Raw genomic sequence first — 24,447 nt, 5'->3', positions numbered from 1 at the left:
GTGTGCGCCGCGCCGGCCAGCCCGGCCCGGCTCAGCCGGTACGCTCCTCGCCGCGGTCCCCGCTCCAGCGGGTGTGGAACGAACCCTCGGCATCCACCCGGCGGTAGGTGTGCGCCCCGAAGAAGTCACGCTGGGCCTGGGTGAGCGCGGCCGGCAGCCGCTCGGCGCGCAGCGAGTCGTAGTAGGCCAGGGCAGCGGAGAAGCCCGGGGTGGGCACGCCATGCTCCACCGCCGTGGCCACCACCGCCCGCCAGGCGTCCTGTGCCCGGCCCAGCTCGTCCGCGAACTGCCGGTCCGCCAGCAGCGAGGGCAGGGCGGGGTCGGCGTCGAAGGCACCACGGATCCGGTCCAGGAAGGCGGCCCGGATGATGCAGCCCCCGCGCCAGATGGCGGCCACCGCCCCCAGGTCGATGTCCCAGCCGTACTCGGCGCCGGCGGCGGCGATCATGTTCCAGCCCTGCGCGTAGGAGACCACCTTCGACGCGTAGAGCGCCGCCTCGACCCGCGCCGCGAACTCCTCGGCCGCGTCCGCCGACAGCCCGCCGGCCCGCGGACCCGGCAGCCCGGCCGCGGCCCGCCGCAGATCGTCATGCCCCGACAGCGACCGCGCGAACACCGCCTCCGCGATGCCCGACACCGGCACCCCGAGATCAAGCGCCGTCTGCACCGTCCACCGCCCGGTCCCCTTCTGCTCCGCCGCGTCGGCCACCACGTCCACAAACGGACGCCCGGTGGCGGCGTCGGTGTGGGCCAGCACCTCGGCGGTGATCTCGATCAGATACGAGTCCAGCCGCCCGGAGTTCCAGCCCCGGAACGTCTCGGCGATCCGGGCCGGTTCATAGCCCGCCACGGCGCGCAGCAGGTGGTACGCCTCGGCGATCAGCTGCATGTCGGCGTACTCGATGCCGTTGTGCACCATCTTGACGAAGTGTCCGGCGGCGTCGGGGCCGATGTGGGTGCAACAGGGGCTGCCGTCCGGGGCCTTGGCCGCGATCGATTCGAGCAGCGGGCCAAGTGCTTTGTAGGATTCGGCGGATCCTCCGGGCATGATGGACGGCCCGTTGAGGGCGCCTTCCTCGCCGCCGGAGATGCCGGTGCCGACGAAGTGGATTCCCTTGGCGCGCAGGGCCTTTTCGCGGCGGAGGGTGTCGTGGAAGTGGGCGTTGCCGCCGTCGACGATCATGTCGCCTTCGTCGAGGAGCGGCGCGAACTCGTCGATGACGGCGTCGGTGGGGTCGCCGGCCTTGACCATGATGATGAGGCGGCGGGGTTTGACGAGGGAGGCGACGAACTCCTCCGGGGTTTCGGCGGGGACGAAGTCGCCTTCGTGGCCGTGCTCGTCAATAAGGGCCTTGGTGCGGGCCGTTGTGCGGTTGTGGACGGCGACGGTGTGGCCGTGGCGGGCGAAGTTGCGGGCGAGGTTGCTGCCCATGACGGCGAGTCCGGTGACGCCGATGTGGGCGGTGGGGGTGCTGGGCATGTGCGGTGTTCCACTCCTGTCACGTGCGCCGAAGGGATGTGCGATGCGTCAACGCCGGAGGGCTTGAAGATCTTCCCCTCGGGCAGTCGGGCGTCGCCCGGTCATCGTTGCACGGGGTGCTCGGAGGTGGCTGGGGTGCGCGGAGATGCCCCTGGGCCTGTCGCTCGATTAGGCCCCAAGGCCGTCATCGCCACCGGTGGTGGGTCCGGGGAGGGGACGATGTTGAGGGGCTCTGGCCGGGCTGTGGCCGCAGCCCAGCCAGAGCCCCTGCGTCCTGATCAGGGCCTGTCAGGAGCCCTGTCGGGCAGGGCCCCTTGGGTCTCGCATCGTTCGGCGTCGTGCAGCGACTTGATCAGGTGCGCGCGGGCGCGGGACACCCGGGAACGGACCGTGCCGATGGGGCAGTCGCTGAGGCGCGCCGCTTCCGCGTAGGGAAGGCCCAGCAGTTGGGTGAGGACGAACGCCTGGCGGCGTTCGTCGGGCAGGGTGGTCAGGAGGTCGTCGAGTGCGACGCCGTCGTCGAAGCCGGGCAGGCCTTTGGGCTGGGCGCGTTCGGCGGCGCTCTGCCAGTCGCCGGTGAGTGACAGGCGGGGCCGGGCGGATGCGTAACGGTGGCTGTCGATCACGGCCCTGCGGGCTATGGACAGGAGCCAGGTGCGGGCGGAGGAGCGGCCTTCGAAGCGGTGCAGGCTGCCCAGCGCGCGAAGGAAGGTGTCCTGGGTGAGGTCGTCGGCGGTCTGGGGGTCGGCGCCGAGGTAGGTGACGTAGTAGCGGACGTCGCGGTGCAGGGCGCGGACGAACTGCTCGAAGGCTTCTGGATCGCCGCCCTGGGCGGCGAGGGCCCAGGCGGTTGTCGCTGCGTCGCGTGACGCGGGCAGGGCAGGAGTGATCACCTGATGTCCTCTCGGATGATCCGGGTGCGGGCACGCCGGAAACCGGTGACGGGCCCGTGCTGGGGATACGGCCGTGCGCGCGAGGGCACGGCCGTTGCCCCGAGGCGTGGGGTGCCGTCGGCACCACTGCGGTGTCGCCTCGGGGGACCGGCTGCCGTCAGACGACAGTGGCCCCGGCGGGCGGTCCCCGAGAGGTGATGGCGTGGATGAGGAGGACTCGGTGCAGGGGGCGGTGGGAGTGATCCCGGTGGATGCGGAGGCGAGGCTGTGACGGAGGAGCGGCCGGGGCGGGCACCGGTCGCAGTGGTGCGGTGAGCCGGCCGGCGAGGGCCCGGAGGATACGGAAGGCGGCGCGTTCTCCGCGCGCGAGCCATAGCGCGCACACCAGTGCGGCCAGCGCGTGGGTGATCAGCATGCCCTCCGACGACATGCCGGCGATGTGATGGTCCATGGGTGCCGCGTGGCTCATGCGGTCCAAGTGGCCTGGGTGGCTTGCGGAATGCATGGGTCCCATGCCGCCCATGTCACCCATGTTTGCCGTGTGTCCCGGGGCGGCCACCGCGTCGTGCCGGATACCCATACCCGGTACCGGCTTGAAATCGCCGTTGCCGGATGGGCCGCAGCGGAGGTACCACGCCCATTGCCGAGCGAGCGAAACGCCACGAGGCAGTGCGGGACGTACCAGTGCCTGCCCCAGTGAGAACCACGAGTGGAGCACCGCTTGGGTGGTGACCGCGGCGGATGCCACCGCGCGGAGGCCGCGTTCACGGCCGGCCAGGAACCACGCCATGCCGCCGGCCGCCGTGGTTCCGCTGGTCAGGGCCCACCAGGGCACCGGCGCGCCGGACATCATGGCGTGGCCCAGGGCGGTGAGCAGCACACAGGCGGCCGCGAAGACCGCGGCCCGTACTGTGCGGCAAACCCATCCGGCAGCCATGGCCGACTCATCGTCGCATCCCGAGGGGCGCCAAGGGGACCCGGAACGCAAGGGTACGGAAATCGGCCAACTGCACATGCACGCCCGGGAACTTGTCCGGTGCGCGGTCCGACGTGTGTCGTGGGGCGCCTTGCCCCGGTACAGAGCGACGGGAAGGAGGGGCGTCCGTGGTGACGGAGCCGAATGCGGTGCGGGCGGACGAGAGCGGCGGGCAGCGGTCGACCGGCGCGGTCACGGCGCTGTTGACCTGCGCCATGGCCTTCTCGATGCTGCAGCTGTTCCTGCTGGGAGCGCTGGCCCCGCGGCTTGTCGACGAGTTGGGTGTCTCGCCGGCCGTGCTGGGGCTGACGACGACGGTCGGCTTCGGTGCGGCGGCTGTGCTGTCCCCGGTCGGGGGTCTGGTGGTGGACCGGGTGGGTCCGCGCCGCTGCCTGGCCGCGCTGCTGATGACGTCGGGCGTGGCACTGGCTCTCATCGGTGCGGCGGGCAGCGTCGGCCTTCTGCTGGGGGCGGTGGCGCTCGGCGGGTTGCCACAGGCGCTGGCCAACCCGGCCACCAACAAAGCGATTCTGGCAGTTGTGCCCGCGGCGCGGCGCGGTGCGGTGACGGGGATGAAACAGTCGGGGGTCCAACTGGGGACCTTCGCCGCCGGGCTTCCGCTGGCGGCGCTGGCCGGACTCGCGGGCTGGCGGTGGGCGGTATGGACGGCTGCCGGTGCGGCGTTGGCGACCGCCGGGTGGGCGGCGAGCGCGCTGCCCGCGGATCCGCCGACGAGGCATGGGGCAGCCGTCCGAATACCGAACGGGATGGTCGCCTGGCTGGCGGTCTTCTCGCTGCTGCTGGGGTGCGGCATCGCCTCGGTGAACACCTATTTGGCGCTCTACGGGGTCCGGCGGCTGGGGCTCGGGTCCACGGCGGCGGCCGGGTTGCTGGCGGTGCTGGGGGTGGCCGGGATCGTGGGACGAGTGGGCTGGTCGAGGATGGCCGGGTGGCCCGGCCGGGCCCGGTGGCTGCCGGGTGTACTGGCCATGGGCGCGGTGGGAACCGCGCTGCTGCTGGCGTACTCGGCGTATGCGCACCCGCTGGTGTGGGTGGCGGCGGTGGGAGTCGGGGTGTTCGCGGTGGCGGCCAACGCGGTGTCCATGGTGCTGGTGATCGAGCGGGCGGCGCCCGGCCGGGCCGGGCAGGACTCGGCACTGGTGTCGGCCGGATTCTTCGCCGGATTCGCGCTCGGCCCGCCACTGTTCGGGATGCTGGCGGAGGCCGGCCGGTACGGGGCCGGGTGGCTGCTGGTGGCAGGCGAGTTCACCGGGGCGGCCGTGGTGTCCCTGCTGTGGGCCGTACGCGAGCGGCGATCCACCGCGAGCCAGTGAACGCTCCCTCCTGGGCCGTCCCGGCGCTGGGCGCGGTCCTCGACCGCGTCAAGGTCACCGCCGCGGAGACCGGTGATCACTTCCCCCTGTTCGCGGACCCGGACAGCGGGACATGGACGACGACCCGGCGCGGCTCGTGGGCCGGTGGGTTCTGGGCAGGACTGCTGTGGCTGCGTGCCCGGTACACCGGCGACCCGATGGACCGGCGGGTCGCACGCGCCTGCACGGACCGGCTTGTGGGCTGGGCACGGGCCGACACCGCGGCCCGCGGACTGATCTTCTGGTACGGCACCCTGCCGGCCTCCGGCGAACCCGGAATCGCCGCGATACGGGAGCGCGCGGCCCGCGCCTGCCTGGACGCGTACGACGACGAACTGGGCCTGGTGCCCTGGGGGTCGGCCTTCGGCGGTCCCCGGCTGCTCGCCCGCGCGGACGGGGTGCCGGGCCTGGTGCCGCTGCTCGCCACGGTGAACGCGCGGGCGGCCGAGTCGCATCTGCGGAGACACCTGGAACTGTGCCTCGGGCGGCGGCCTTTCCGATGGGCGTGGCGACATGACCGCGGCGAGGGCTGGACGGCCTGTGCCGACCCGCCGTCGGGCTGGAGCCGGGGCAGGGCCTGGCTTCTCCTGGGGGTGGCCGAGGGCTCCCGCCTGCTCGGCGCAACCGAACTGGCCACGGCGGCGGAAGCGTTGAGGCCGGTCTCCCTCGTGCCTCCGGCGGACGAGTCGTCCGCCTCCGGCCCCCGTGACACCTCCGCCGCTGCCATCACGGCGACAGCGCTGCTCGGGCTCGGTCACCGGGGTCGCGCGGCGACCGTCCTGGAGGAACTGGTCCGCTCCCATATGACGGGCGACGGCCGCCTGTTGGACGGCTGTTACGACCTCGGTTCCGGCGTGGCGCCCCGGCACGAGCTGATCTGGGGGGACTTCTTCCTCGCCTATGCGCTTGCCGCGCTCACCGGCCTGGTCGATGTCCGTGCCCCGGGAGGGAGTGTCTGACTAGAGTTGTTTTGCACCCTTCATCCTGGCGGGCATCTCGCCGGCAGAACACTGGAGTCGCGATGAACTCCGCCAAGTCCACCGAAGCCGCCTTGCGGGGGCTGGGAGTGTGCTGTGCCCTCGCCAACGCGGTGTTGCACAGTCTCCTCACCCCTGATCACCTTGAGGAGAAGCTCTACATCGGTGTTCTCTTCGCGGTGGGCAGCGCCGCCACACTGTTCGTCGCCGTGTGCCTGGCCGTCTCGCGGTGGGTCACCGTCGCCTGGCTGACCGGAGCGCTCGTCAGCCTCGGCATGATCGCCGGTTTTCTGCTGTCGCGCACCGTCGGTCTGCCGCATGGCTACTACGAGGAGAGCTGGGAGCTGCCGTACGGCCCTCTCGCCTTGATTGCCGAGGGTCTCTTCGTCGTCGCGTTCCTCGGATGGCTTTCCGGCCGGCGGACCCCCGCATCGAGCTGATGCATCACCCTTCGGCAGGGGTGGCCCGCAGGACGCGCCGCGCGACGGACACCATGTGCAGTTCGTCGGGACCGTCGAGGATGCGTGCCAGGCGGCCGGTGCGGAAGAGCGCGGGCAGCGGGGTGTCCGGGCCGAGCCCGGCCGCCCCGTGCACCTGGATGGCCGCGTCGGCCACCTGGTGCAGCGTGCGCGCGGCGGCGACCTTGGCCAGGCCCACTTCCAGACGGGCGTCGAGTCCCGCGTCCAGCCGGGCCACGGCCTCGTACACCAGCGGCCGAGTGGCGCGCAGGGCGAGCAGGGACTCGAAGACATGGCGCTGCACCAACTGGAGGTCGGCGAGCGGGCCGTGGGAGCCGGTGCGGGTGACGGCTCGCCGGCACATCAGCTCGAACGCGCGCTGGGCCTGGCCGAGCCAGCGCAGGCAGCGCAGCGTGCGGCCCAGTCGCAGCCGTTCGCCGGCGATGGCCAGGGCCTTGCCGCGCTCGCCGATGAGGTGGTCGGCGTCGACCGGCACATGGTCAAGTGCGATCTCCGCCTGCCCGCCCGCGCCGAGCACGGGCAGGTCGCGCACCACGTGGAAGCCGGGTGCGTCGGTGGGTACCAGCAGCAGGGAGAGTCCTTCCCGGTCCGGGGGTTCACCGTCGGTGCGGGCGAGCACGGTGACCAGGTCGGCTCCCGCCGCGGCGCTGGTGAACCATTTGCGGCCGCTCACCCGCCAGGTTCCGTCGGCACCGGACTCGGCGCGGGTGGCGGTCAGGGCGGGCTCGGTCCCTGGGGTGTCGGGCTCGGTCATCGCGTAGCAGGCCCGCAGTTCCCCGGAGACCAGCCGTTCGGGGTACCGTGCGCGGACCCGTGGGCTGCCGTGTCGCCACAGCATCAGAACGTCCAGGAGCGAGGCCGAGCCGAGCGCGGCAGGGCCGTAGTCGCTGGCACCTTCGGCCTCGGCGACATGGGCGTAGGACGTCAAGGGAAGCCCCTGCCCGCCGAGTTCGGCGGGGAGCGGCAGCGCCCATAAGCCCTGCCTCTTCGCCTCCTGCCGGAGCCCGCACAGAGCGGCCGCCGCCCGCTTGCCGCCGCCTTCGAGAACAGGTTCGCACGGCATGACCCGGTCGCACACGAAGGCCGCCACCCTTTCCCTCAACTCCCGCAGATCCGGCGGGCATTGGGGGTCGCCGCTGATCTTCCGCACCATCCACCGCCTTCCTCCGGCCGCACGGGAACCCCGACGAACGGCCGCGCGACTGCCTTCGAGGAACCGGTCGGAGGTCGCCGCTCCCGGGTTCCCGAGTGTCAATGAGCAGGAGGGGAGAGGTCATTGGTGACATCTGCCGCAACAACCTCTGCGTGGAAGGCCGGGCCGCTCCGCGGTCTGCGTATGCACGGTTCCGGTCCGCACGGTCTCGACGGCGGGCTCGTCGCCGAACACCTTCGGCTCCTGGGCGCTGAGGGAATCCGTCCCCTGGGTAATCGCATCGCCCTGACCGGAGCCGGCATCGGCGAGATCAACGCCCGCATGACCTGGGGAGACACAGCCGGCATCAGCGACGAGGCCACCGTACAGGCCGCCACGGGCGTCATGGCGGTCCACGGTCGCCGTGACGGCAGCCCGCGCGGCCTCGCCGTCGACTACGCGGCCACCGCGACAGGCGTCCTCGTGGTGCAGGGCCTGCTCGCCGGGCTGATCGCGCAAGCACGGGGCGGGCGCGTCGGGGGAGTGGAGGTGACCGCGCAACGGGCCGCACTGCTGACCGTCTCGCAGTACCTGGCCGCCATCGGCGCCGAGGAGCAGGAGGCGGCCGAACTCGCCCCAGGCGGACCGCCGTTCACATCCATGGACGGCACGGTCTTCGAGCTGGAGGCCCTCGACCCGGGAACATGGGCGGCGTTCTGGCGCGGGCTGGGCGCGCCGGAGGAGGCGCTCCGCCAGGGTTGGCGGCCGTTCCAGTTCCGGTACGCCACCGCCTGCGCGCCTTTCCCCGCCGTGCTGCACGAGGTCGTCCGGGTGAGCACCTGGCAGCGGATCCGTGCCGCCGCCGGTGCCTCCGGCGCCGATGTGTGCCGGGTGCGCTCGCTCAAGGAGTGGGCCACCGAGCGCGACGAGGCCCCGCCCTGGTCGTTCAGCGGGCATGACGCGGCCTACGCTTCCCGTCCCGCCGATGGCGGGCCGCTGTCCGGACTCGTCGTACTGGAGGCGGGGCGCCGCATTCAGGCTCCGCTCACCGCCCATCTGCTCCGGCTGCTCGGCGCCGAGGTCGTCCGCATCGAGCCGCCGGGTGGTGACCCGCTGCGGGGTATGCCACCCACCTGCTCGGGGATCTCCGCGCGGTGGCTGGCAATCAACCGGGGCAAGAAGGCGGTGGAGTTGGACATCAAGTCTCCGGCGGGCCGCGAGTGGCTGCGCGCCATGGCGGCGGAGGCGGATGTCTTCCTGCACAACTGGGCGCCGGGCAAGGCCGCCCGGCTGGGCCTGGACCGGGAGCACCTGGCCGCCGCCAACCCCGCGCTCGTCTACGCCCACACCAGCGGCTGGGCCGGACGGCTGCCCGGTGCCCCCATGGGTACCGACTTCATGGTCCAGGCCCGCACCGGGGTCGGCGAAGCCGTACGGCCTGCCGACGAACCCCCCGTGCCGTCCCTGATGACCCTGCTCGACGTGCTCGGCGGGCTGCTGGGCGCCGAAGCGATCCTGGCCGGCCTGCTGCTGCGGGAGCGCACCGGGCACGGAATCCGCGTCGACTCATCGTTGCTCGGTGCCGCCGACGTGCTCACCGCCCCGGCCCGGGCCAGGGCGGTCCAGGGGCGGGGCACCCGCCGCCCGGCCGGGTTCCGCCGCCCGCTGCGCACCGCCGACGGTTGGCTCGCCCCCACGGACGCCGACGCCGCCGGGGCGGCCTCGCACAACCTGAGCCACCTGCCCACCGCGCAGGCCCTCGACCTGCTGCACTCCCGCGGCCTGACGGCTGTCCCGGTCGTCACGGACCTCGCCGATCTGCTCTCCACCGGCTCCGTCACCCGCGACACACATGGTGCCCCCGCCGTCCCCGACCCATGGAGCTTCACATGACCGTCCTGCTGCACGACCTGGTGCCCGTCGCCCTCCGCCGGTCCTGGGCGGCCGACGGCACTTGCCCCGACCTCGACCTCTACAGCCTCTACCGCGCCCACCGGATCGCCGACCCGCACCGCACGGCACTCGTCGACGCCCACGGGAAGCTCTGCTACGCGGCACTCGACCGCAAGGTGCGATGTCTCGCCGGAGGACTGGCCGGACTCGGCATACGCGCCGGCGACGTGGTCGGCATACAACTCCCCAGCGGGCGGAGCGCCGTCATCGCCGACCTGGCACTGGCCGCCCTGGGCGCCGTCGCACTGCCCTTCCCGGTCGGTCGCGGCCGGCGGGAAGCCGTCTCGCTGCTGGGCCGCTCCGAGGCCGTCGCGGTGATCGCCGCCATCGAGCACCGCGGCAACCACCACGCCGCCGACCTCCTCGCGAGGACAGGCGAACTGCCCGCCCTGCGCACGGTGATCGCAGCCGGGCCCGGCGCCACACCCGAGGGCGCGGTCGCCCTGTCCGAGCTGCTGCGCACCGATGTGACGGACTTCGTTCCGGCCCGGGCCGACCCCGACTCCGCCGCCCGCATCCTGGTCTCGTCCGGCTCGGAGGCCGAGCCCAAGATGGTGGCCTACTCGCACAACGCGCTGGCCGGCGGGCGCGGCAACTTTCTCGCCTCGCTGGTGCCGGACCGCAGGCCGCCGCGCTGCCTGTTCCTGGTGCCGCTCGCGTCCGCGTTCGGCAGCAACGGCACCCCGGTCGTGCTCGCCCGGCACGGCGGGACACTCATCGTGCTCGACCGCTTCACCCCCGGGGCCGCGCTGGACGCCCTCGTCGCACATGAACCGACCCATGTCATGGCCGTGCCGACCATGTTCCGCATGATGCTGGACCACCTCGCCGACGAACCGCGTACAGCCTTCACGCCACCGACGGCGCTCGTCGTCGGTGGGTCCCCGCTGGATGCGGCCACCGCCGAGGAGGCGCGGCGGGTCTTCGGCTGTCCCGTCGTGAATCTCTACGGCTCGGCCGACGGGGTCAACTGCCATACCGGGCTGGGCAACGAGCCCATGCCCGGCGACGGGCCGGGTACCTTCGTCGGCCGCCCGGACTCCCGCGTCGCCGACATACGCATCACCGCACCGGATGCCGCCGGGCCGGCCGAGCTGCCGTGCGGCTCGGCCGGCGAGATCGTCGCCCGGGGACCGATGACCCCGATGTGCTACGTCGCCGCCCCCGACCTCGACGCGCGCTGCCGTACGCCCGACGGCTGGGTCCGCACCGGAGACCTCGGACTGATGGACAAGGACGGCACCCTGCGGATCGTCGGGCGCCTGAAGGACATCGTGATCCGCGGCGGAGCCAACATCAGCCCCGCCGAGGTCGAGATCGAGCTCGCTCCTCACCCCCTCGTCCGGGACGTGGTGTGTGTGGGCGTGCCCGATCCGCTGATGGGCGAGCGGCTTGCCGCCTGTGTCGTGCCGCGCGGCGGGCGGGCCCCTGGTCTCGACGAGTTGTGCGCGCACCTCGACGCCCGAGGTCTGGAACGGCGCAAGCATCCCGAACGGCTGCTGGTGGTCGATGAGTTGCCGCTCACTCCGGCCGGCAAGCCGGACCGGGACAGCCTGCGTGAACGGCTCGCCTCCGCCCGGGCCGCCGAGCCCCCGCGGACGTCCGCGGGCTGACCCGGACGAACGGGAACAGGGCCCGCCGGTGAACCCGGCGGGCCCTGCCTGTTCCGGGCCCCCTCAGGAGGCGGCCATCGCCTTCTTCACCATGGCCGCGGCATCTCGGTACACCGCAAGGAGGTCCAGGTCCCTCCCCGGATAGTTGACGACCTCCACCTGATGTGCACCCGAGCCGGGAAGCACCGTGCCGGTCGTCATGTGCACGTTGTCCAGGACCAAGTCGGGCTTCTTCTGCGACAGTTCGGACAACTGCCGGGCCGTCACGGCCTCCGGGCCGTAGGTCCCCGCCACGTTCGCACCCGCCATCTTCGCCGCCCAGACGGAATAGACCTGAGCCACGACGGACGGTGCCTTCCCACCCGGCCGGGCGTCCATCAGCTCTTTCCCGAGCCTGCCGTACTCGCTCCTGAACGACTCGATCCACTTCGCGGCCGCCTGCTGCGTGCCGAACACCCCGCCGAGCCGGGTCACCGCGGCCATGGCCTTGTCGGCGTCGTTGTCGAGGTCGACCTCGACCGGTTTCGCGTGCGCCCCGGCCGCCTCCTTGAGCTTCTTCGCGTACGGCTCGAACGACGCGTACAGCACGAAGTCCGCGTGCGCCACCGCCGTGAGGTCGGACGGCCTGGGGTCGTAGTCGGGGGCGTGCTGCACCGACGCCGGCACGATCACCTTGACGTCCTTGGCACCGGCGGCCTTGGCGAAGGCACCCTCCCACGTCGTCGTGGCCACGACCACCGGTGGACCGTCACCGCTCTTGTGACCGGCGGCGGAGCCGCTGCTGCCACAGCCGGTGGCGGACAGCGAGAGCCCCGCGCTCATGGTCAGTGCGAGGAGGGAGGAGATGGGGATGCGTATGTGTTGCATGAGCTGTCTCTCCGTTCGGGCAGGAGGTGGGTGGCGAGGGCCACGGCCCCCGCTGTCAGGACGAGGACAGGGCCGGGCGGCAAGTCGAAGCGGAGCGCGACGAGGAACCCGGACAGATTGACGGCCACGCCGATGCCGATCGCCCAGACGGTGATGGACGTCAGCGACCTGCCCAGGCGCCGCGCGGCGAGCGCGGGCAGCAGGGTCAGCGCGTCGACCAGCAGCGCACCGGTCAGCCGGATCGCCCCGGCGACCGCCACCGCGACCAGGACGAGCAGCAACAGGGTGAGCCGGTCCACCGGCACTCCAGAGGACAGCGCGAGCTCACGGTCGTACAGCAGCAGCGCCACCTCGCGGTGCCGCCACCGGAACACGGCCGGCACGACGACGGCGAGCCCGCCCAGCAACCACACGTCCGCGCCGCCCACCGAGAGGATCGAGCCCCAGAGCAGGGCGAACGCGCCCTGGGCGTTGACTCCCGAGACCGCCAGGACCAGCAGCGCGGCCGCGATCGCCAGACTCATCAGCAGGCCCATCGCACCCGAGAGACCGTCCGGGGACCGGGCCAGCGGTGCGATCCCGGCCCCCGCGAGCGCACAGGCCACCAGCGCGCACAGCATGGGATCGAGCCCGGTCAGCAGGCCCACGGCGATGCCCAGCAGCGCCACATGCATCATCGCGAACCGCACGGGCATGATGTCCAGCCCGACGATCACCACGCCGATCACGGGCAGCCCGATGGCCGCCAACAGCAGTGCCACGCCGGCCCGTTGGACGGGCACCAGCTGAAGCAGACCTACGAGATCCGCCGCGGCCAGGGCGTTCACCGCACCTCCCGCAACCGGCCCGCGGCCATCTCCAGTACCCGATCACAGCGCGCCACCAGTGCCCGGTCGTGCGTGACGACCACCACGGTCACGGGAAGCGACATCAGCACATCGCCCGCCTCTTCCTGTCCGGCGAAGTCCAGTGCGGCGGTGGGCTCGTCGGCGAGCAGAACGCCCGCACCCGCCGTGACACAGCCCACCGCGCGAGCCAGGTACATGCGCTGCAACTGGCCACCGGACAGGGTGTGCAACGGCCGGTCCACCAACGCCCCGACCCCCAGCTTCTCCGCTGCTGCCACGGCCTCGGCTCGTGCGCCGCCGCTCGCCAGCAACTCCCCGGCCAGTAGAGGGAATCGGCCGACCGCCGGCTTCTGCGGTATCCACGCACACGCGCGCCGCCGCCACGCCCACTCGACCGCCGTCCCGGCATCCCGCCCGCCCACCAGGATCCGGCCGCCGACCTGGCGATGCAGACCCAGCACCGCCCGCAACAACGTCGTCTTGCCCGATCCGTTGGTACCCGTCAGCGCCACCCGCTGCCCGGCCACGATGTCGAGGTCCACCTCGCGCACGGCCGTGACCCGGCTATGACTGCAGGTGACCCGGCACAGCCGCATATCCAGACCGCCCATTCGACCTCCTCGCCCATCGACACCAGTCGGAGCGGGAAGGCGGCTGGTTCCCGCCGGCTCGCCGGGGTTTTCGGGGCGTCTCCGAGGTGGACGCCCCCGCTGAACCGTTGGGCAGAGGGCACTTTGTCCAAGCGATGGAGGAAGCGGAGGCCGGCCTCGCCGTGCGGCAAAATGCCTCTGACGTCGTCCCGCCGAAGTACGCGCCGAAGCGGGCCGTAATCCCGACGTTCGATGAGAGCCAGGCGCTGAAGTAGGTGGGTGACCGCCAAGTCGGCCTGTGAGTTCCGGGAAGTTCCCCTGCCTCAGAGGCGCTCCGGCCGCCCGTCGGCTCGGGGATGCAACGGTGTTCTCAGGGCGGTGTGCAGGTCGCGCGCGTGGCGGGTCTCTTCGTCGGTTTTCCGGTACCGCTCAGCGTGGTTGAGCTTCCGCTGACGCTTGAGTCGTCCTGAAGGAACTGTTGATTTCGCACGGGATCCGTGGAATCCATGGAAGGCGGGCGATCCGGAGGAGGAACCGATGAGTGGTCACCGCCCCGTGACATACGAGCTGGACGAGAGTTATTCGCTGTTCCCCGTGGCCGACGGGAAGTATCCGTCCGCCCTGGACACCGACGACCTGAAGATCGCCGACAGTGACGCCTTCGGCTTCATGAACCTGATGGGGTCGGCGGACCCCGTCCCGGACGACCTTCCCCGGACCTGACGCCGCCATGGCCATGGCGGCTGCGGCGGTGTGGCTGGTGCCGGTCGAACTGGCCCCGGCGATCGTGCTGGCCGTCCTGGGCCACCTCGAACGGGCCAGCCGTCTACGCGCCGCCAGGCGGTACCGGCCGGCCCGGCGCGGCCATCGGGAGCCGATGGCCGTGGTGTGCCCCGTCTACCGGGAGGACCCGGCCCTCTTCGGCCGGGCCCTGCGCTCATGGCTCCGCAACGACGTGGCGGAAGTCGTCTGCGTGATCCATGAAAACGACACCGCGTGCGCCGAGGTGGCACGGGCGCATGGCGTACGAGTGATCACCACGGCGGACCGGGACAAGCGCCGGGCGCTGCGAACCGGCTGGCAAGCGGTCACGGCGGGCCTGGTCGCTCTCACGGACTCGGACACGGTCTGGGCCCGCGACCTCGTGCCCACGGTCAGCGCACCGTTCGTGGATCCGACGGTCGGCGGGGTGGCGACCCAGTCGTTCGTCCTGGAACCGGCCACGTTCTGGGAGGAAATCCGCCGCGGCCGGGGACCGATCGTGGTGATGGCCGCCCAGACCGTCCGAGGACAGGCCCTGGGCTGCCTTCCCGGCCGCACCGCCGTCTACCGGCGAGCCCTGCTCGAACAGGTCGGCCCCGATCTGGTCCAGCAGTCGTTCCTGGGAGTGCGCTGCGGTCCCGGTGACGACACACGGCTGTCCGCACTGGCCCTTCAGGCGGGCTACCGGACGGTCCTGCAGGCCAACGCGCACGTATGGTCCCGCTTCCCGGACACCTTCACCGGCCTCGTCCGCCAGAGACTGCGACACCAGCGCAACAGCTGGCGGGAACACCTGAGCGCACTGACCGGCGGATGGATCTGGCAACACCCCTACCTGGCACGCTGCGTCACCGTCTCCGTGATCCTGCGCCTGGGATTCATCCTCAGCACGGCGTACTACCTCTGGCTGGCCGCCTCCGGCGAACTCCTCGCGCCGACGCTGGTGGTGACCTACTGGTGCGGCCGGCGTCTCCTGCGCACCAGCCGCTTGTTGCACCGCACCGGCCGACGTCGGGTCCTCGCCTTCAAGCTCCTTGCCACCGATGTCCTCTCCCATGCCCTCGACGTCTTCGGGCTCCTCACCATCCGCCGCCAGGGCTGGCTCACCCGCGGCAGCGACCGGGCAGCTTGAGAGGGCGCCGGCGTGATGAGGTGCGACTCGCGTGCCGTGCAGGCCACCTGGCTGGCGAGGGGCGCTGCCGCCCGCTCCCCGCTCTCTCTGCTCATCAACCGGGGCAGTGGGGCGACGCGCCCCAGATGATCCCGGTCCTGAACCGCATCCGCGTTCCCCGCCTCGGCGGCGGCCATCCGCGCACCCGGCCTGACCACCTGGGTGGCGACCGGGCGTACTCCTGTGGGATCACGCGCCGGTGAGCGCGGTGAAACGAGCGAGTTCCCAGGGGTCGTGCGCGCTGAAGACGGTGATCTGGTCTCCGTGGTCGCGGCGGAGGGCATGCAGCCGGTCGCGGGTGGCGACACGGGCCCCGGTGTCGGTCTGGGCTCCGTCTTGGATCGGGGCGAAGGCGGGGTGGGCCAGGGGCGGGGTCTGCTCGATCTCGCCGTGGTACATGTACGCGTCGCCCGCGTGCAGGAGCCACCTTCCGGCGTCGTCGCGTACGGCGACGCCCGAGTGGCCCGCCGAGTGACCCGGCAGCGGCACCAGCAGCAGTTCGCAGGCAAGCCCCTGCGGACGCGCCACTCCCTGAAAGCCGAACCACTGTTCTCCCTCGTCCGCGACGGCGGGCGTCAGCAGCGGGCCATGCGCCCGGTGCGCCGGCATGAAGCGATCGAGGCTGTGCTGGTGGTGCGGGTCCGAGGGGTCGGTGACGGCCGAGTACTCGGCCGGGTGCATGTGCACCCGTGCGCGGGGGAAGTCCGGCAGTCCTCCGGTGTGGTCGCGGTGCAGGTGCGTGAGCACGATGTGCCGCACATCCCCCGGTGCGTAGCCGAGTTGGATGATCTGCCGCAGCGCGCTCTCCTCGGGGTACCGTGCGGGCTGGGCGTAGGCTACTCAGTCCGCGCCCAGTGTCCCTTCGGGGTCATGCCGGTCAGCAGTACCAAGGCCGGTGTCGACCAGAACCAGCCCGTCCGAGTCCGTCTCAATGAGCAGGCAGTGGCACACGGTAGCCAGTTGGCCGGTCGCGGCGTCTGTGAGGCGTTCCTCGCCGAGCAGGGGAATCGTCCGGAGAGAACCGCAGTTCAGGTGATGGATACGCATAAGGACCCCCGAGAGAAGTGGGCGAGTTGTTCACACGGGACGTTAGGAAGGGCTGCCGTGACTCACCAAACCGTTGGCCACGCAGGGCCGGTTGACCGCGGCCCGCTGGCGGACTGTCCCGACAGCGACCTTGTTCCACCAGGCCACCAGCCGCACTGCCCCGTGGACATCACCCTCGCCACGCTGGCCGGCCGATGGACGCCCCTGGTGCTCCGCGAATTCCTGCGCCGCGGCCAGGCCACGTACTCGGAACTGTCCGCCGCCCTGCCCACCCTCTCGGACAAGGTCCTCTCCGACCGGCTGGCCCAGTTGACCAGCGCGGGCGTGATAGAGCGCCACCGCACGCCCGGTTGGCCCCCACGAGTCCGCTACACACTCACGGCGCAGGGCCGGGCACTGGAGCCGGTGGTGCGCAGTATGTGGGAATGGGGCACCGCACAACGGCAGGACACCCGCGGCCAATCGCCGGACCCATCAGACAGGCGGCGGCCCTAGCTGTTGTGCGGCGATTCTCTCGGCGCGGGTTCGTACGACGTAGACCCGGACGGGATCCGTCAGCCATTGCCTGCCATCGGCCTGCCAGCGCCTGAAGTGCAGTTCAACAGCAGCGCTGTTGTCGTCTGCGGACAGACGCAGCATGTGCGCGAAACCTTGACGTGCCGTCAGGTCTCGCTGGGCATCCACCGCTGGGCCGCTGTGATCGGCTGCTCGATGGGGGGTGTCGCGCGCTGGAGTTGGACCATCGCCCACCCTGTTCGCGTCGCGGTAGAGGCTGGCCGGAAGATTCGGCGTGGGCAACTATGTGGCACTGACCCGCGTACGCAACAGCCACGACATCGGCCGAGGACGCGGCGGGATCAAGGCTGGGTTGTCCTGGAGCACTGCGTGCACGACAGCCGTCGTGGTGGATGCCGACCAAAGCGGGCCGATGAGGGCATCCGGGGCACGTTGACGAACAACCCCGTGCCGCCGTCGCGTCAGCGCAACTGTCGGCGGTATGCACCGGCCGCTGCCATGGGAGGCGGCCATCCGCCTTGCGGTGATCCACCAGTGACTGTGAGCCCCAAGGCCGACAGCCGTACGCCGCCCGGCAGCCAGAGACGTAGATCTGGTGGTGTCGGTGAACCACACCCGTGTGCTGCCGAGGGTATTTGCGATCCCCCTCGCCATCAGGCCGCCGCCTACTGCGAACGGATCGATGTTCACTGGCACTTCGCTCACTGCCGCCGTGACGCCGGCGCTGCGCGCCCATGGCTCTCCACACGGCGTCAGCACTGCGGGCGGGCCGAACTCATGGGTCATCCGGCGGGCTTCGACCATCCATCCGGTGCGATGGCTCGTCAATGCGATCCATAAGGGTCACTCGGAAGTGGACTTGCTAACCCCAACTCTTCTATGACTTTCTGGGATTAACCGACAGCCGTCTGTAGTGGACGGTCGGCGAAGGGGGATGACGATGAGCACTGCCCAGGCGGCAGCCGCAGGTGGCGAGTACCCCGCCCCTCCGATCAGCACGTTCGCGGGGACCGGGGTGGCGGGGTTCAGAGGGGACAACGAGCCCGCCGTTTCTGCTCAGTTGAACCGTCCGCACGGGATTGCGGTGGACAGCACCGGCGTCGTCTACATCGCCGACCTCAACAACCACCGGGTCCGGAAGATCACAACTGACGGGAAGATCAGCACGTTCGCGGGGACCGGGGTCGCGGGATTCAACGGGGACAATGTCCGTGCCGACTCAGCCCAGCTGAATGGCCCGCGTGAGGTGGCGGTGGACAGTGCAGATGCTGTCTATATCGCCGATGCGGGTAACCACCGGATCCGGAAGATCACGGCCGATGGGAAGATCAGTACGGTCGCCGGGACGGGCACCGCGGGGTTCAGCGGTGACGGCGGCCTCGCCACCGCCGCCCAGTTGAACTATCCGATCGGGTTGGCGGTGGATGGTGCGGGCGACCTCTACATCACCGACTACGCCAACCACCGGGTCCGGAAAGTCACAGCCGATAAGAAGATCAGCACGGTCGCGGGTACGGGCCCCTGGGGCTTCAACGGTGACGACCGTCTGGCGACCTCGGCCCAGCTGAATCATCCACACTCCGTGGCGGTGGATGGTGCGGGCGACCTCTACATCGCCGACTATGCCAACCACCGGGTCCGGAAGGTCACGGCTGATAAGAAGATCAGCACGGTCGCGGGCACGGGCATCGGGGGCTTCGACGGTGACGACCGTCTGGCGACCTCGGCCCAGCTGAACTGCCCCCTCGGGGTGATGGTGGACAGCACCGGCACCCTCTATATCGCCGACCACTCCAACCACCGGGTCCGGAAGGTCGCGGCGGACGGCAAGATCAGCACGGTCGCGGGCACGGGCACCGCGGGCTTCGGCGGTGACGGCGGCCCGGCCGCTTCGGCCCAGTTGAACTGCCCGCTCGGGCTCGCTGTGGACTGCGTCGATACCCTCTACATCACCGACCATGTCAACAACCGAGTTCGGAAGGTCGCGTCGGCGAGGCTGGCCGGGCTGCCCGAGTCGGGCGCGGTGGTCTCCTGGGCCAACGTCCGGAGCAGGCTGCGGATGGGGGTTGAACGCGAGTCCATCAAGGACGGGGCCGAGGTCCACCAGTTGCTCGCTGCCTCCAGGGATCACCAGCGGTGGCGGCTGATCGCGGCAGGTCAGGACAACGGCGATGTCCTGTACAGGATCGAGAACGTGCGCAGCGGCAAGGTCCTGGAGATCGTCGGCGCGCAGGAGAAGGCCGGGGCGGTGGTCGCGCAGCGCGCATACGAGGGTGCTGACGCCCGCCATCAGCAGTGGAGGCTGATCCCGGTGGGCTCGGTGACGGACACCCCGCGGGTGTACGAGATCGCGAACCGGAACAGCGGCCTGCTCCTGCAAGTCGACACCAACGCCCGTACGGCGATCAAGCAGCACGGGGCGGAGGGCGACCACCGGGACCGGCAGTGGCAGCTGCTCCCCGTGTGACGCACGAGGGGGCAGGGGCGATCTCGCCTCTGCCCCCTCGGCACTCGGGCCCTACTCGGAACGGGACGGTTTTTCGGCGGTCGCCTTGGGCGCCTGGGCTTCGGGTGCCTTGGGCGCTTCAGGGGCCTTGGGGGGCTTGGCGAAATCGCTCTTCTTCGGCATGCTCGCCAGATCCTCGGGCTTCCGAAGGTCGTCGTGCCCCGTCACCGTCGCACTCGACTTGTTCATGCCGTCGGCTGCCGCCTTGGACACCGAGCCGGGATCCCCGGCGTACTGCGCCTGCGCACCGGCCGACGTCTGGGTGGTCTGGATGAAGGAGCCGAGGAAGCCCAGGACGACCCGTGCTTCGGGGGACTGTTCCTGCACGACCTTTGCCCGGGAGGAAGCCCCGTGGATGGCGCTGGTGAACAGGCTGTCGCTCCTGTCGTCGTATGTGCGGTCGTCGGCGTCCTCGAAGTCGACGTCCGCCCCCGGCTGCGGCTTGTCGCCGCCGGTGGTCACCGAGAAGAGCCCCGCGCCCTTGCCCGCGAACTTGAAGATGTTGTCGAACACCATGGTCGTCACCCCTGGTCGTCGTCCGCCTGGTCAAGGCTGCTTGTGCAGCGTCCGTTGGCTGTCGGTCAGACTCTCTTCTTCGAACATCGTGTGGTGGACCTCCAGGGCGGAGACGACCTCGGCCAGCCCTTTCATGCGGAAGCCGCCGCCCGCCAGGTCGATGTCGCCGATGTCGCGGCACACCACCCGGTCGAGGCCGGGGTGGTCCCCGGACTGCGGAGGAGACAGGACCGCCACCGGCACGTCGTACATCACCGCGATAAACCCGGAGAAGGTCACCGGGATCTCGTAGCAGTACTGCCTGCGGCAACGCCGCTGCGTGGCGATGGTCTCCACGCGGGAGCTCGGCGGGACCTGGCCGGAGATCTGCGATCGCGAGGTCCAGCTGGTGGTCAGGGAGCCGCCGACGGAGGCCGTGATCCCCAGCATCAACTGCGCGTTGAGCAGCGCGGTGCCGGTGGCGCTGCCCGTGGTATTGAACCCCACCGAGTTCGTCATCCCGTTCACCACGGTGTTCGTCATCGCGTTCCGCATGCCCAGCTCGGTGGCGTTGGCGTTGTCCACCCCGACGTTGTCCTTGCTGTTCTTGTTGGTCACCGTGTTCGCGTTCTTGCCCGACATCTCGTTCTGGAGCTGCGTCTGAAGCTGCGTCTGGAGGTCCAGCCGGAGCAGGTTCTGCAGCTGCAACTGGAGCTGCGCGCTGACGTTGCCGCCGAAGGTGAGCTGGGCCGTTCCCTGGAGCGACCATGTGATGCCGTTCGACACGGTGAAATCGACCGAGTCGGTGAAGTTCATCGAGGACGTCTGGCTGCGGTTGGCGTAGGTGCGCGAGGAGCATGTGTCGGGCGGGGGCTGACTGATGTCGCACCGCACCTCGATCAGCGGCTCCCCGAGGTTCATATAGGCGATCCAGCCCAACTGGAAGGCGGTGCCGGGGAAAGTGCCGAAGCTCGACTTGTTCACGGAGAACCCGACGGGCTTGTGCCGGACACCGTAGTCGTCGACGTAGACCAGGCTGGGGTGGTCCAGGATGGACCGCCAGGTCTGATCGATATTCAGCTCCCGCAGGTTCTTCTTGGTCAGCGGCTGGCGCTTGGCCCGTCCCAGGTTGTACGCGTTGGAAGACATTCCCCGTCCTCGACTAATCTGGCCGAATTGTGCTCGGTGAAATGTAGACACGAATCTGCGCACGTTCCGAAAGGGGAAGCTAGCACGGGCTCCGCCGCCTGGGAAGGCGTCTCCGTATTATGTGCTCAATCGAGTGACAAAGGCTCGACCGTTGCCTAACTCGCCCGAGTTAAAGGTAAGTTGAAGCCTGACGGTTACTCGATCGATGACTTTCTGGACCGCCCTGCCTGCGGATGTCATAGCCTCGAGCGTTGCCGTGGGTGAGGTATCCCATCACTTTCGAAGTCTCTTCGATCGAATGCGGTTGAGTGTGCGGCAATGCCGCGCGGCAAGCCACTGTATTGAGCGTCCGACCCGTTGTTCTCCACATTCAGGAACAGGTGAGGTTTCCGCGATGTACACCCAAGAACGCACGGCCATGGCGAATTTGGTGGTCGGCGGCCCGGTGGCGGTCAACAGCTATGACAACGCGATCGTGGCAGCGCTGGTCGAGAATCGGCCGGTCATGCTCGTCCACGCCTTCAACGGCGGCTATCTGCGGCCCGTCGAACTGAAGGAGGACAGCCACGACAAGGGGGTCAAACTGGCCACCACACTCGACCCGACCGTCAAGGACGCGCAGGGCCACCTCTGGCACATCACCCCCGCCGGCTTCTTCGGGCAGCGACCGCTGTACTTCATCGAAAGCGCCGCGGGCCCGGTGCCGCCCAAACCCGCCGCTGTGGGCGGAGTCGACGCCGGGCGTGGCGACGACGGCACGCCAAAGCCGCAGCGCAGGCGTATCACCGTCCACCAGGACGCTCCCAAGAGCACGGCCGACACCGTCCAGGTCGGCCTGCCCGACAAGGTGGGTGACAAGTGGCGTGGGAAGAACGGCGCGATCGAGGACACCCAGCTGTGGGTCGTCACGGTGACGCCGTGGGGCGGGATCACCTTTGTGCCGATCACCCATCCCGACGCCATCCTCGGGTTCAAGGACTTCGCGGTGACCGCTGACAGCGAGGTTCGTCTGACCTACAACTGGGGCGGGGACTTCACGGGGACGGTCATCAACACGTTCTACCCGCGGCTGCCCAGCGAGTGGAACGTGCCGTACCACCACGTCTTCACGTGATCCATGGCCACCGCCGCACCACAGCCGTCCCGAGTCAACGCCCCAACCGCCTGGAAGAGGCACCACGATGCCCGTGCCCATGGAAGAACTGAAGCTGGAGATCGTCCACGCCGCCACAGGGAAGACCCTCGGTGCCAAGGCCCCGCCGAGCGCGGACGGGGCGCTCGTCGTCCGTGACTTCCCCGATGGCGGCCCGAGCCCGGAGCAGTGGCAGCTCACCCCCATGCCGGCCGCGCAGGGCGGTCAGGGATATGTGATCCGCAACGCGGTCGGCGGCAAGGTGCTCGACAACCCCGCCGCGGCGGACCGAGGTGTCCGCCAGTGGGACGCCGTCGCCGGCAAGAAGGGCCAGCAGTGGTACATCGTCCCCGTCGAGGGTGAAGCGGGCCTCTACTTCATCGAGGGCGCGACCGATGGCACTGTTCTCGACCTCGCCGACCCCGGCGCGGACGACACCCGGGTCGTTCTGCGCCCGTACGACGACAGCGCGGAAAGCCAGCGGTGGCGGTTCGTCCCGGCCGAGCCCGAGCGCACCAGCGACCCGGTGTTGCGCTGGGCACCACTGAGTCACTGGAACAGCCGCCGGTCCTGGCGGCTGGACCGCTCGGCCGCGCTGCGGCCGGTACCCGGCGCGACACCCTGCTTCAGCGACATGCTGCTGGTCCTCAAGCGGTTCGGGAGCGACCAGGGCGCCGGCGGGTGGCAGAGCGACGGGGCCCGCCCCTCTCCCGGCGGGCAGCCGGGCTGGTGGGCCGGGGCCGGTGCGCGGTTCCTCGCCGACACCACGGGAACAGGGCGGGCGGACATCGTAGGGCTCAAACCCGCGCAGGGCGCTGTGACGTCTTCCGGCAAAGGCGACGGCACGTTCGACGACGGCGATGAGCGCCCCCTGCACCAAGGCGCGCCCTCCCCAAATCCCGCGGACCTGTGGACCGTTGTGGACACGACGGGCGGCGGCAAGCCCGACATCGTCGTGCTTGCCGCCGACGGTGTCCGGGTGTCCGCTCAGGACGATGGCGGGAAGTTCGCGCCCGTGGGCGGCAAGCTGGTTCTCAAGGCGTTCGGACACGGCCAGCAGGCCGGCGGGTGGCGTGCCGACAAGCACCCCCGCTTCCTCGCGGACACCACAGGTGACGGCAGGCTGGACATCGTCGGCTGCCATGACGACGGCGTCTGGGTATCGCTCCAGGACGAGGAAGGAAAGTTCGCACCGACCGCCGACGAACCGGTCCTCCGGGCGTTCGGCCACGACAAGGCAGCGGGTGGCTGGCGTGCCGACAAGCACCCCCGCTTCCTCGCCGACACCACAGGTGACGGCAGGCTGGACATCGTCGGCTGCCATGACGACGGCGTCTGGGTATCGCTCCAGGACGAGGAAGGGAAGTTCGCCGAACCGCTGTACGTCCTCGACGACTTCGGGACCGAGCAAGGGTGGAGTTCGGTCGAGGAGCACCCCCGGTTCCTGGTCAAAACCACCAGTGGCGGAGCCGTGGACATCGTCGGGTTCGGCCCGCAGGGCGTTGTCGTCTCACGCGGGCGCGGCGACGGCACGTTCGAGCCCTCGAAGCTCGTCCTGAACGACTTCGGGCTCGCCCAGGGATGGACGGGCAAGAAGCACCTTCGGCTCCTCGCCGACGTCACCGGCGACGGCAAACCGGACATCGTCGGCTTCGGCGACGAGGGGGTCTGGGTATCGCGTAACCGCGGCGACGGCCAGTTCGAACAGGCCCAACTGGTGTGCCGCGGCTTCGGATACAACGAGGACGCAGGCGCCTGGCGAGTCGACCGCCACCCCCGCTTCCTCGCCGACATCACCGCTGACGGACGCGCCGACATCGTCGGCTTCGGCGGCCCCGGCGTGTACGTGGCCCGAAACCTCTTCCGCCACTTCAGGACCCGATAGCCCCCGGAGGACCTTCACAGCCCCATCACGGCGGCTCGTCATCGGCGTGCCGGAATCGGTCACCCCGACCCCACGTGCGGCCTGGCAGGCCTTCGCCTGCGAGGCCGCACGACGGGCAACCGCGGTAACCGCAGCCCGGACGACCGCTCGTCCAACACCCGCTGGCGCGTGCCGTCATGGCCGGGGCCTCCGCACGATCAGGCCAAGGGGATCTCGAACACAGGACGCCGACGATTACCAGTGCTGGAGCAAAAGCCGGGAAGAGTTCGCGCGACAGATGACAACTCCGGGAACGCAAGCCGCCGCGCAAGGATGGCAGCGGCACTACATGAGGGGAACCCACCCGGGGACTGACCGGATCGTCCCCGGCCATCAACAACGGCTGCACCTCCGGAGCTTTGCCGAGGCTCCGTCGAGGGCAACTGCCACCGGCACCGAGGGGCATGGCCAGGAAGATCAGCCGTCGGGGGCCTTGGCGGCGCTGGATTCGAGGAGGGGGCCAGGCGCTTTGTAGGATCCGCCGGGCGTCGCCCGGCCATCGTTGTACGGGGTGCTCGGAGGTGGCTGGGGGCGCGTGGGAATGCCCTTGGGGCTTTTGTCACT

Annotated in this window: 23 protein-coding genes; 12 read left to right on the top strand and 11 right to left on the bottom strand. The window is 70.4% G+C overall.

Annotation, left to right across the window (positions count from 1 at the left end; genetic code table 11):
- Positions 1 to 31 precede the first annotated feature (31 nt).
- From gndA to ACIHFE_RS25645, 3 genes are all read right to left on the bottom strand, one after another.
- Positions 32 to 1,480, bottom strand: coding sequence for an NADP-dependent phosphogluconate dehydrogenase (gndA, locus tag ACIHFE_RS25655; protein ID WP_400110023.1), 1,449 nt, complete (start codon positions 1,478 to 1,480; stop codon positions 32 to 34).
- A 278-nt stretch (positions 1,481 to 1,758) separates the two neighbouring features.
- Positions 1,759 to 2,373, bottom strand: a complete 615-nt coding sequence (locus tag ACIHFE_RS25650) for a sigma-70 family RNA polymerase sigma factor (protein WP_400110021.1) — start codon at positions 2,371 to 2,373, stop codon at positions 1,759 to 1,761.
- Between the two features lie 157 nt (positions 2,374 to 2,530).
- Complete coding sequence (locus tag ACIHFE_RS25645; RefSeq protein ID WP_400110019.1) at positions 2,531 to 3,310, bottom strand: hypothetical protein; 780 nt, start codon at positions 3,308 to 3,310, stop codon at positions 2,531 to 2,533.
- Between the two features lie 170 nt (positions 3,311 to 3,480).
- On the opposite strand from ACIHFE_RS25645, the gene ACIHFE_RS25640 reads away from it, so the two are divergent.
- The 3 genes from ACIHFE_RS25640 (at position 3,481) to ACIHFE_RS25630 (ending at position 6,139) form a co-directional block, all read left to right on the top strand.
- Positions 3,481 to 4,683, top strand: coding sequence for an MFS transporter (locus ACIHFE_RS25640; RefSeq protein WP_400110017.1), 1,203 nt, complete (start codon positions 3,481 to 3,483; stop codon positions 4,681 to 4,683).
- Positions 4,680 to 5,681, top strand: a complete 1,002-nt coding sequence (locus ACIHFE_RS25635) for a sugar ABC transporter permease (protein ID WP_400110015.1) — start codon at positions 4,680 to 4,682, stop codon at positions 5,679 to 5,681. Before ACIHFE_RS25640 ends, ACIHFE_RS25635 begins: the two co-directional genes overlap by 4 nt.
- A gap of 62 nt (positions 5,682 to 5,743) precedes the next feature.
- The gene (locus ACIHFE_RS25630) at positions 5,744 to 6,139 is read left to right on the top strand and encodes a hypothetical protein (RefSeq protein ID WP_400110013.1); all 396 of its coding nucleotides are present in this window, start codon (positions 5,744 to 5,746) and stop codon (positions 6,137 to 6,139) included.
- 4 nt (positions 6,140 to 6,143) lie between these two features.
- On the opposite strand, the gene ACIHFE_RS25625 is transcribed toward ACIHFE_RS25630, so the two are convergent.
- A complete protein-coding gene (locus tag ACIHFE_RS25625; protein WP_400110011.1) occupies positions 6,144 to 7,331 on the bottom strand; it encodes an acyl-CoA dehydrogenase family protein in 1,188 nt (395 codons plus the stop codon).
- A gap of 183 nt (positions 7,332 to 7,514) precedes the next feature.
- On the opposite strand from ACIHFE_RS25625, the gene ACIHFE_RS25620 reads away from it, so the two are divergent.
- Both ACIHFE_RS25620 and ACIHFE_RS25615 read left to right on the top strand, forming a co-directional pair.
- Positions 7,515 to 9,203, top strand: coding sequence for a CoA transferase (locus tag ACIHFE_RS25620; RefSeq protein WP_400110009.1), 1,689 nt, complete (start codon positions 7,515 to 7,517; stop codon positions 9,201 to 9,203).
- Positions 9,200 to 10,876: a class I adenylate-forming enzyme family protein gene (locus ACIHFE_RS25615; protein WP_400110007.1), complete on the top strand. Its 1,677-nt coding sequence runs from the start codon at positions 9,200 to 9,202 to the stop codon at positions 10,874 to 10,876. The genes ACIHFE_RS25620 and ACIHFE_RS25615 overlap by 4 nt, the downstream gene beginning before the upstream one ends.
- 63 nt (positions 10,877 to 10,939) lie before the next feature.
- Here ACIHFE_RS25615 and ACIHFE_RS25610 read toward each other — a convergent pair whose 3' ends face one another.
- From ACIHFE_RS25610 to ACIHFE_RS25600, 3 genes are read right to left on the bottom strand one after another with little or no spacing between them, the layout of a single operon-like run.
- Positions 10,940 to 11,743, bottom strand: a complete 804-nt coding sequence (locus ACIHFE_RS25610) for a metal ABC transporter solute-binding protein, Zn/Mn family (RefSeq protein ID WP_400110005.1) — start codon at positions 11,741 to 11,743, stop codon at positions 10,940 to 10,942.
- Positions 11,701 to 12,570: a metal ABC transporter permease gene (locus ACIHFE_RS25605; RefSeq protein WP_400110003.1), complete on the bottom strand. Its 870-nt coding sequence runs from the start codon at positions 12,568 to 12,570 to the stop codon at positions 11,701 to 11,703. The genes ACIHFE_RS25610 and ACIHFE_RS25605 overlap by 43 nt, the downstream gene beginning before the upstream one ends.
- Positions 12,567 to 13,202 carry an ATP-binding cassette domain-containing protein gene (locus ACIHFE_RS25600; RefSeq protein ID WP_400110001.1) on the bottom strand — a complete coding sequence of 212 codons (636 nt, stop codon included), beginning with the start codon at positions 13,200 to 13,202 and terminating at the stop codon, positions 12,567 to 12,569. Before ACIHFE_RS25600 ends, ACIHFE_RS25605 begins: the two co-directional genes overlap by 4 nt.
- Positions 13,203 to 13,718: 516 nt before the next feature.
- Between ACIHFE_RS25600 and ACIHFE_RS25595 the strand changes: the two genes are divergently transcribed.
- Both ACIHFE_RS25595 and ACIHFE_RS25590 read left to right on the top strand, forming a co-directional pair.
- Complete coding sequence (locus tag ACIHFE_RS25595; protein ID WP_400109998.1) at positions 13,719 to 13,904, top strand: hypothetical protein; 186 nt, start codon at positions 13,719 to 13,721, stop codon at positions 13,902 to 13,904.
- Between the two features lie 7 nt (positions 13,905 to 13,911).
- Positions 13,912 to 15,075, top strand: a complete 1,164-nt coding sequence (locus tag ACIHFE_RS25590) for a glycosyltransferase (RefSeq protein ID WP_400109996.1) — start codon at positions 13,912 to 13,914, stop codon at positions 15,073 to 15,075.
- 228 nt (positions 15,076 to 15,303) lie between these two features.
- Here the strand turns inward: ACIHFE_RS25590 and ACIHFE_RS25585 are convergent, their stop codons facing one another.
- Positions 15,304 to 15,900 carry an MBL fold metallo-hydrolase gene (locus ACIHFE_RS25585; RefSeq protein WP_400110208.1) on the bottom strand — a complete coding sequence of 199 codons (597 nt, stop codon included), beginning with the start codon at positions 15,898 to 15,900 and terminating at the stop codon, positions 15,304 to 15,306.
- A 54-nt stretch (positions 15,901 to 15,954) separates the two neighbouring features.
- Positions 15,955 to 16,161, bottom strand: coding sequence for a hypothetical protein (locus tag ACIHFE_RS25580; RefSeq protein ID WP_400109994.1), 207 nt, complete (start codon positions 16,159 to 16,161; stop codon positions 15,955 to 15,957).
- A gap of 162 nt (positions 16,162 to 16,323) precedes the next feature.
- Here ACIHFE_RS25580 and ACIHFE_RS25575 point away from each other — a divergent pair, with 162 nt between their 5' ends.
- On the top strand, positions 16,324 to 16,656 hold the full coding sequence (locus tag ACIHFE_RS25575) for a winged helix-turn-helix transcriptional regulator (protein WP_400109992.1): 333 nt from the start codon (positions 16,324 to 16,326) through the stop codon (positions 16,654 to 16,656).
- A gap of 961 nt (positions 16,657 to 17,617) precedes the next feature.
- Positions 17,618 to 19,144 (top strand): RICIN domain-containing protein, encoded by a 1,527-nt coding sequence (locus ACIHFE_RS25570; protein WP_400109990.1) that lies wholly within the window; start codon positions 17,618 to 17,620, stop codon positions 19,142 to 19,144.
- Positions 19,145 to 19,195: 51 nt separating this feature from the next.
- On the opposite strand, the gene ACIHFE_RS25565 is transcribed toward ACIHFE_RS25570, so the two are convergent.
- Entirely contained in the window at positions 19,196 to 19,699 is a 504-nt protein-coding gene (locus tag ACIHFE_RS25565) for a hypothetical protein (protein ID WP_400109988.1), read from the bottom strand.
- 30 nt (positions 19,700 to 19,729) lie between these two features.
- Positions 19,730 to 20,827: a hypothetical protein gene (locus ACIHFE_RS25560; RefSeq protein WP_400109985.1), complete on the bottom strand. Its 1,098-nt coding sequence runs from the start codon at positions 20,825 to 20,827 to the stop codon at positions 19,730 to 19,732.
- Between the two features lie 394 nt (positions 20,828 to 21,221).
- Here ACIHFE_RS25560 and ACIHFE_RS25555 point away from each other — a divergent pair, with 394 nt between their 5' ends.
- From ACIHFE_RS25555 to ACIHFE_RS25545, 3 genes are all read left to right on the top strand, one after another.
- Entirely contained in the window at positions 21,222 to 21,941 is a 720-nt protein-coding gene (locus ACIHFE_RS25555; protein WP_400110207.1) for a hypothetical protein, read from the top strand.
- A 67-nt stretch (positions 21,942 to 22,008) separates the two neighbouring features.
- Positions 22,009 to 23,844, top strand: coding sequence for an FG-GAP-like repeat-containing protein (locus tag ACIHFE_RS25550; protein ID WP_400109983.1), 1,836 nt, complete (start codon positions 22,009 to 22,011; stop codon positions 23,842 to 23,844).
- Between the two features lie 46 nt (positions 23,845 to 23,890).
- Positions 23,891 to 24,358, top strand: coding sequence for a DUF6065 family protein (locus ACIHFE_RS25545; protein WP_400109981.1), 468 nt, complete (start codon positions 23,891 to 23,893; stop codon positions 24,356 to 24,358).
- Positions 24,359 to 24,447 lie beyond the last annotated feature (89 nt).

The organism is Streptomyces sp. NPDC052396, from assembly GCF_044593195.1.
Lineage (GTDB): Bacteria > Actinomycetota > Actinomycetes > Streptomycetales > Streptomycetaceae > Streptomyces.
This window is presented reverse-complemented; position numbering and strand designations above follow the sequence as displayed.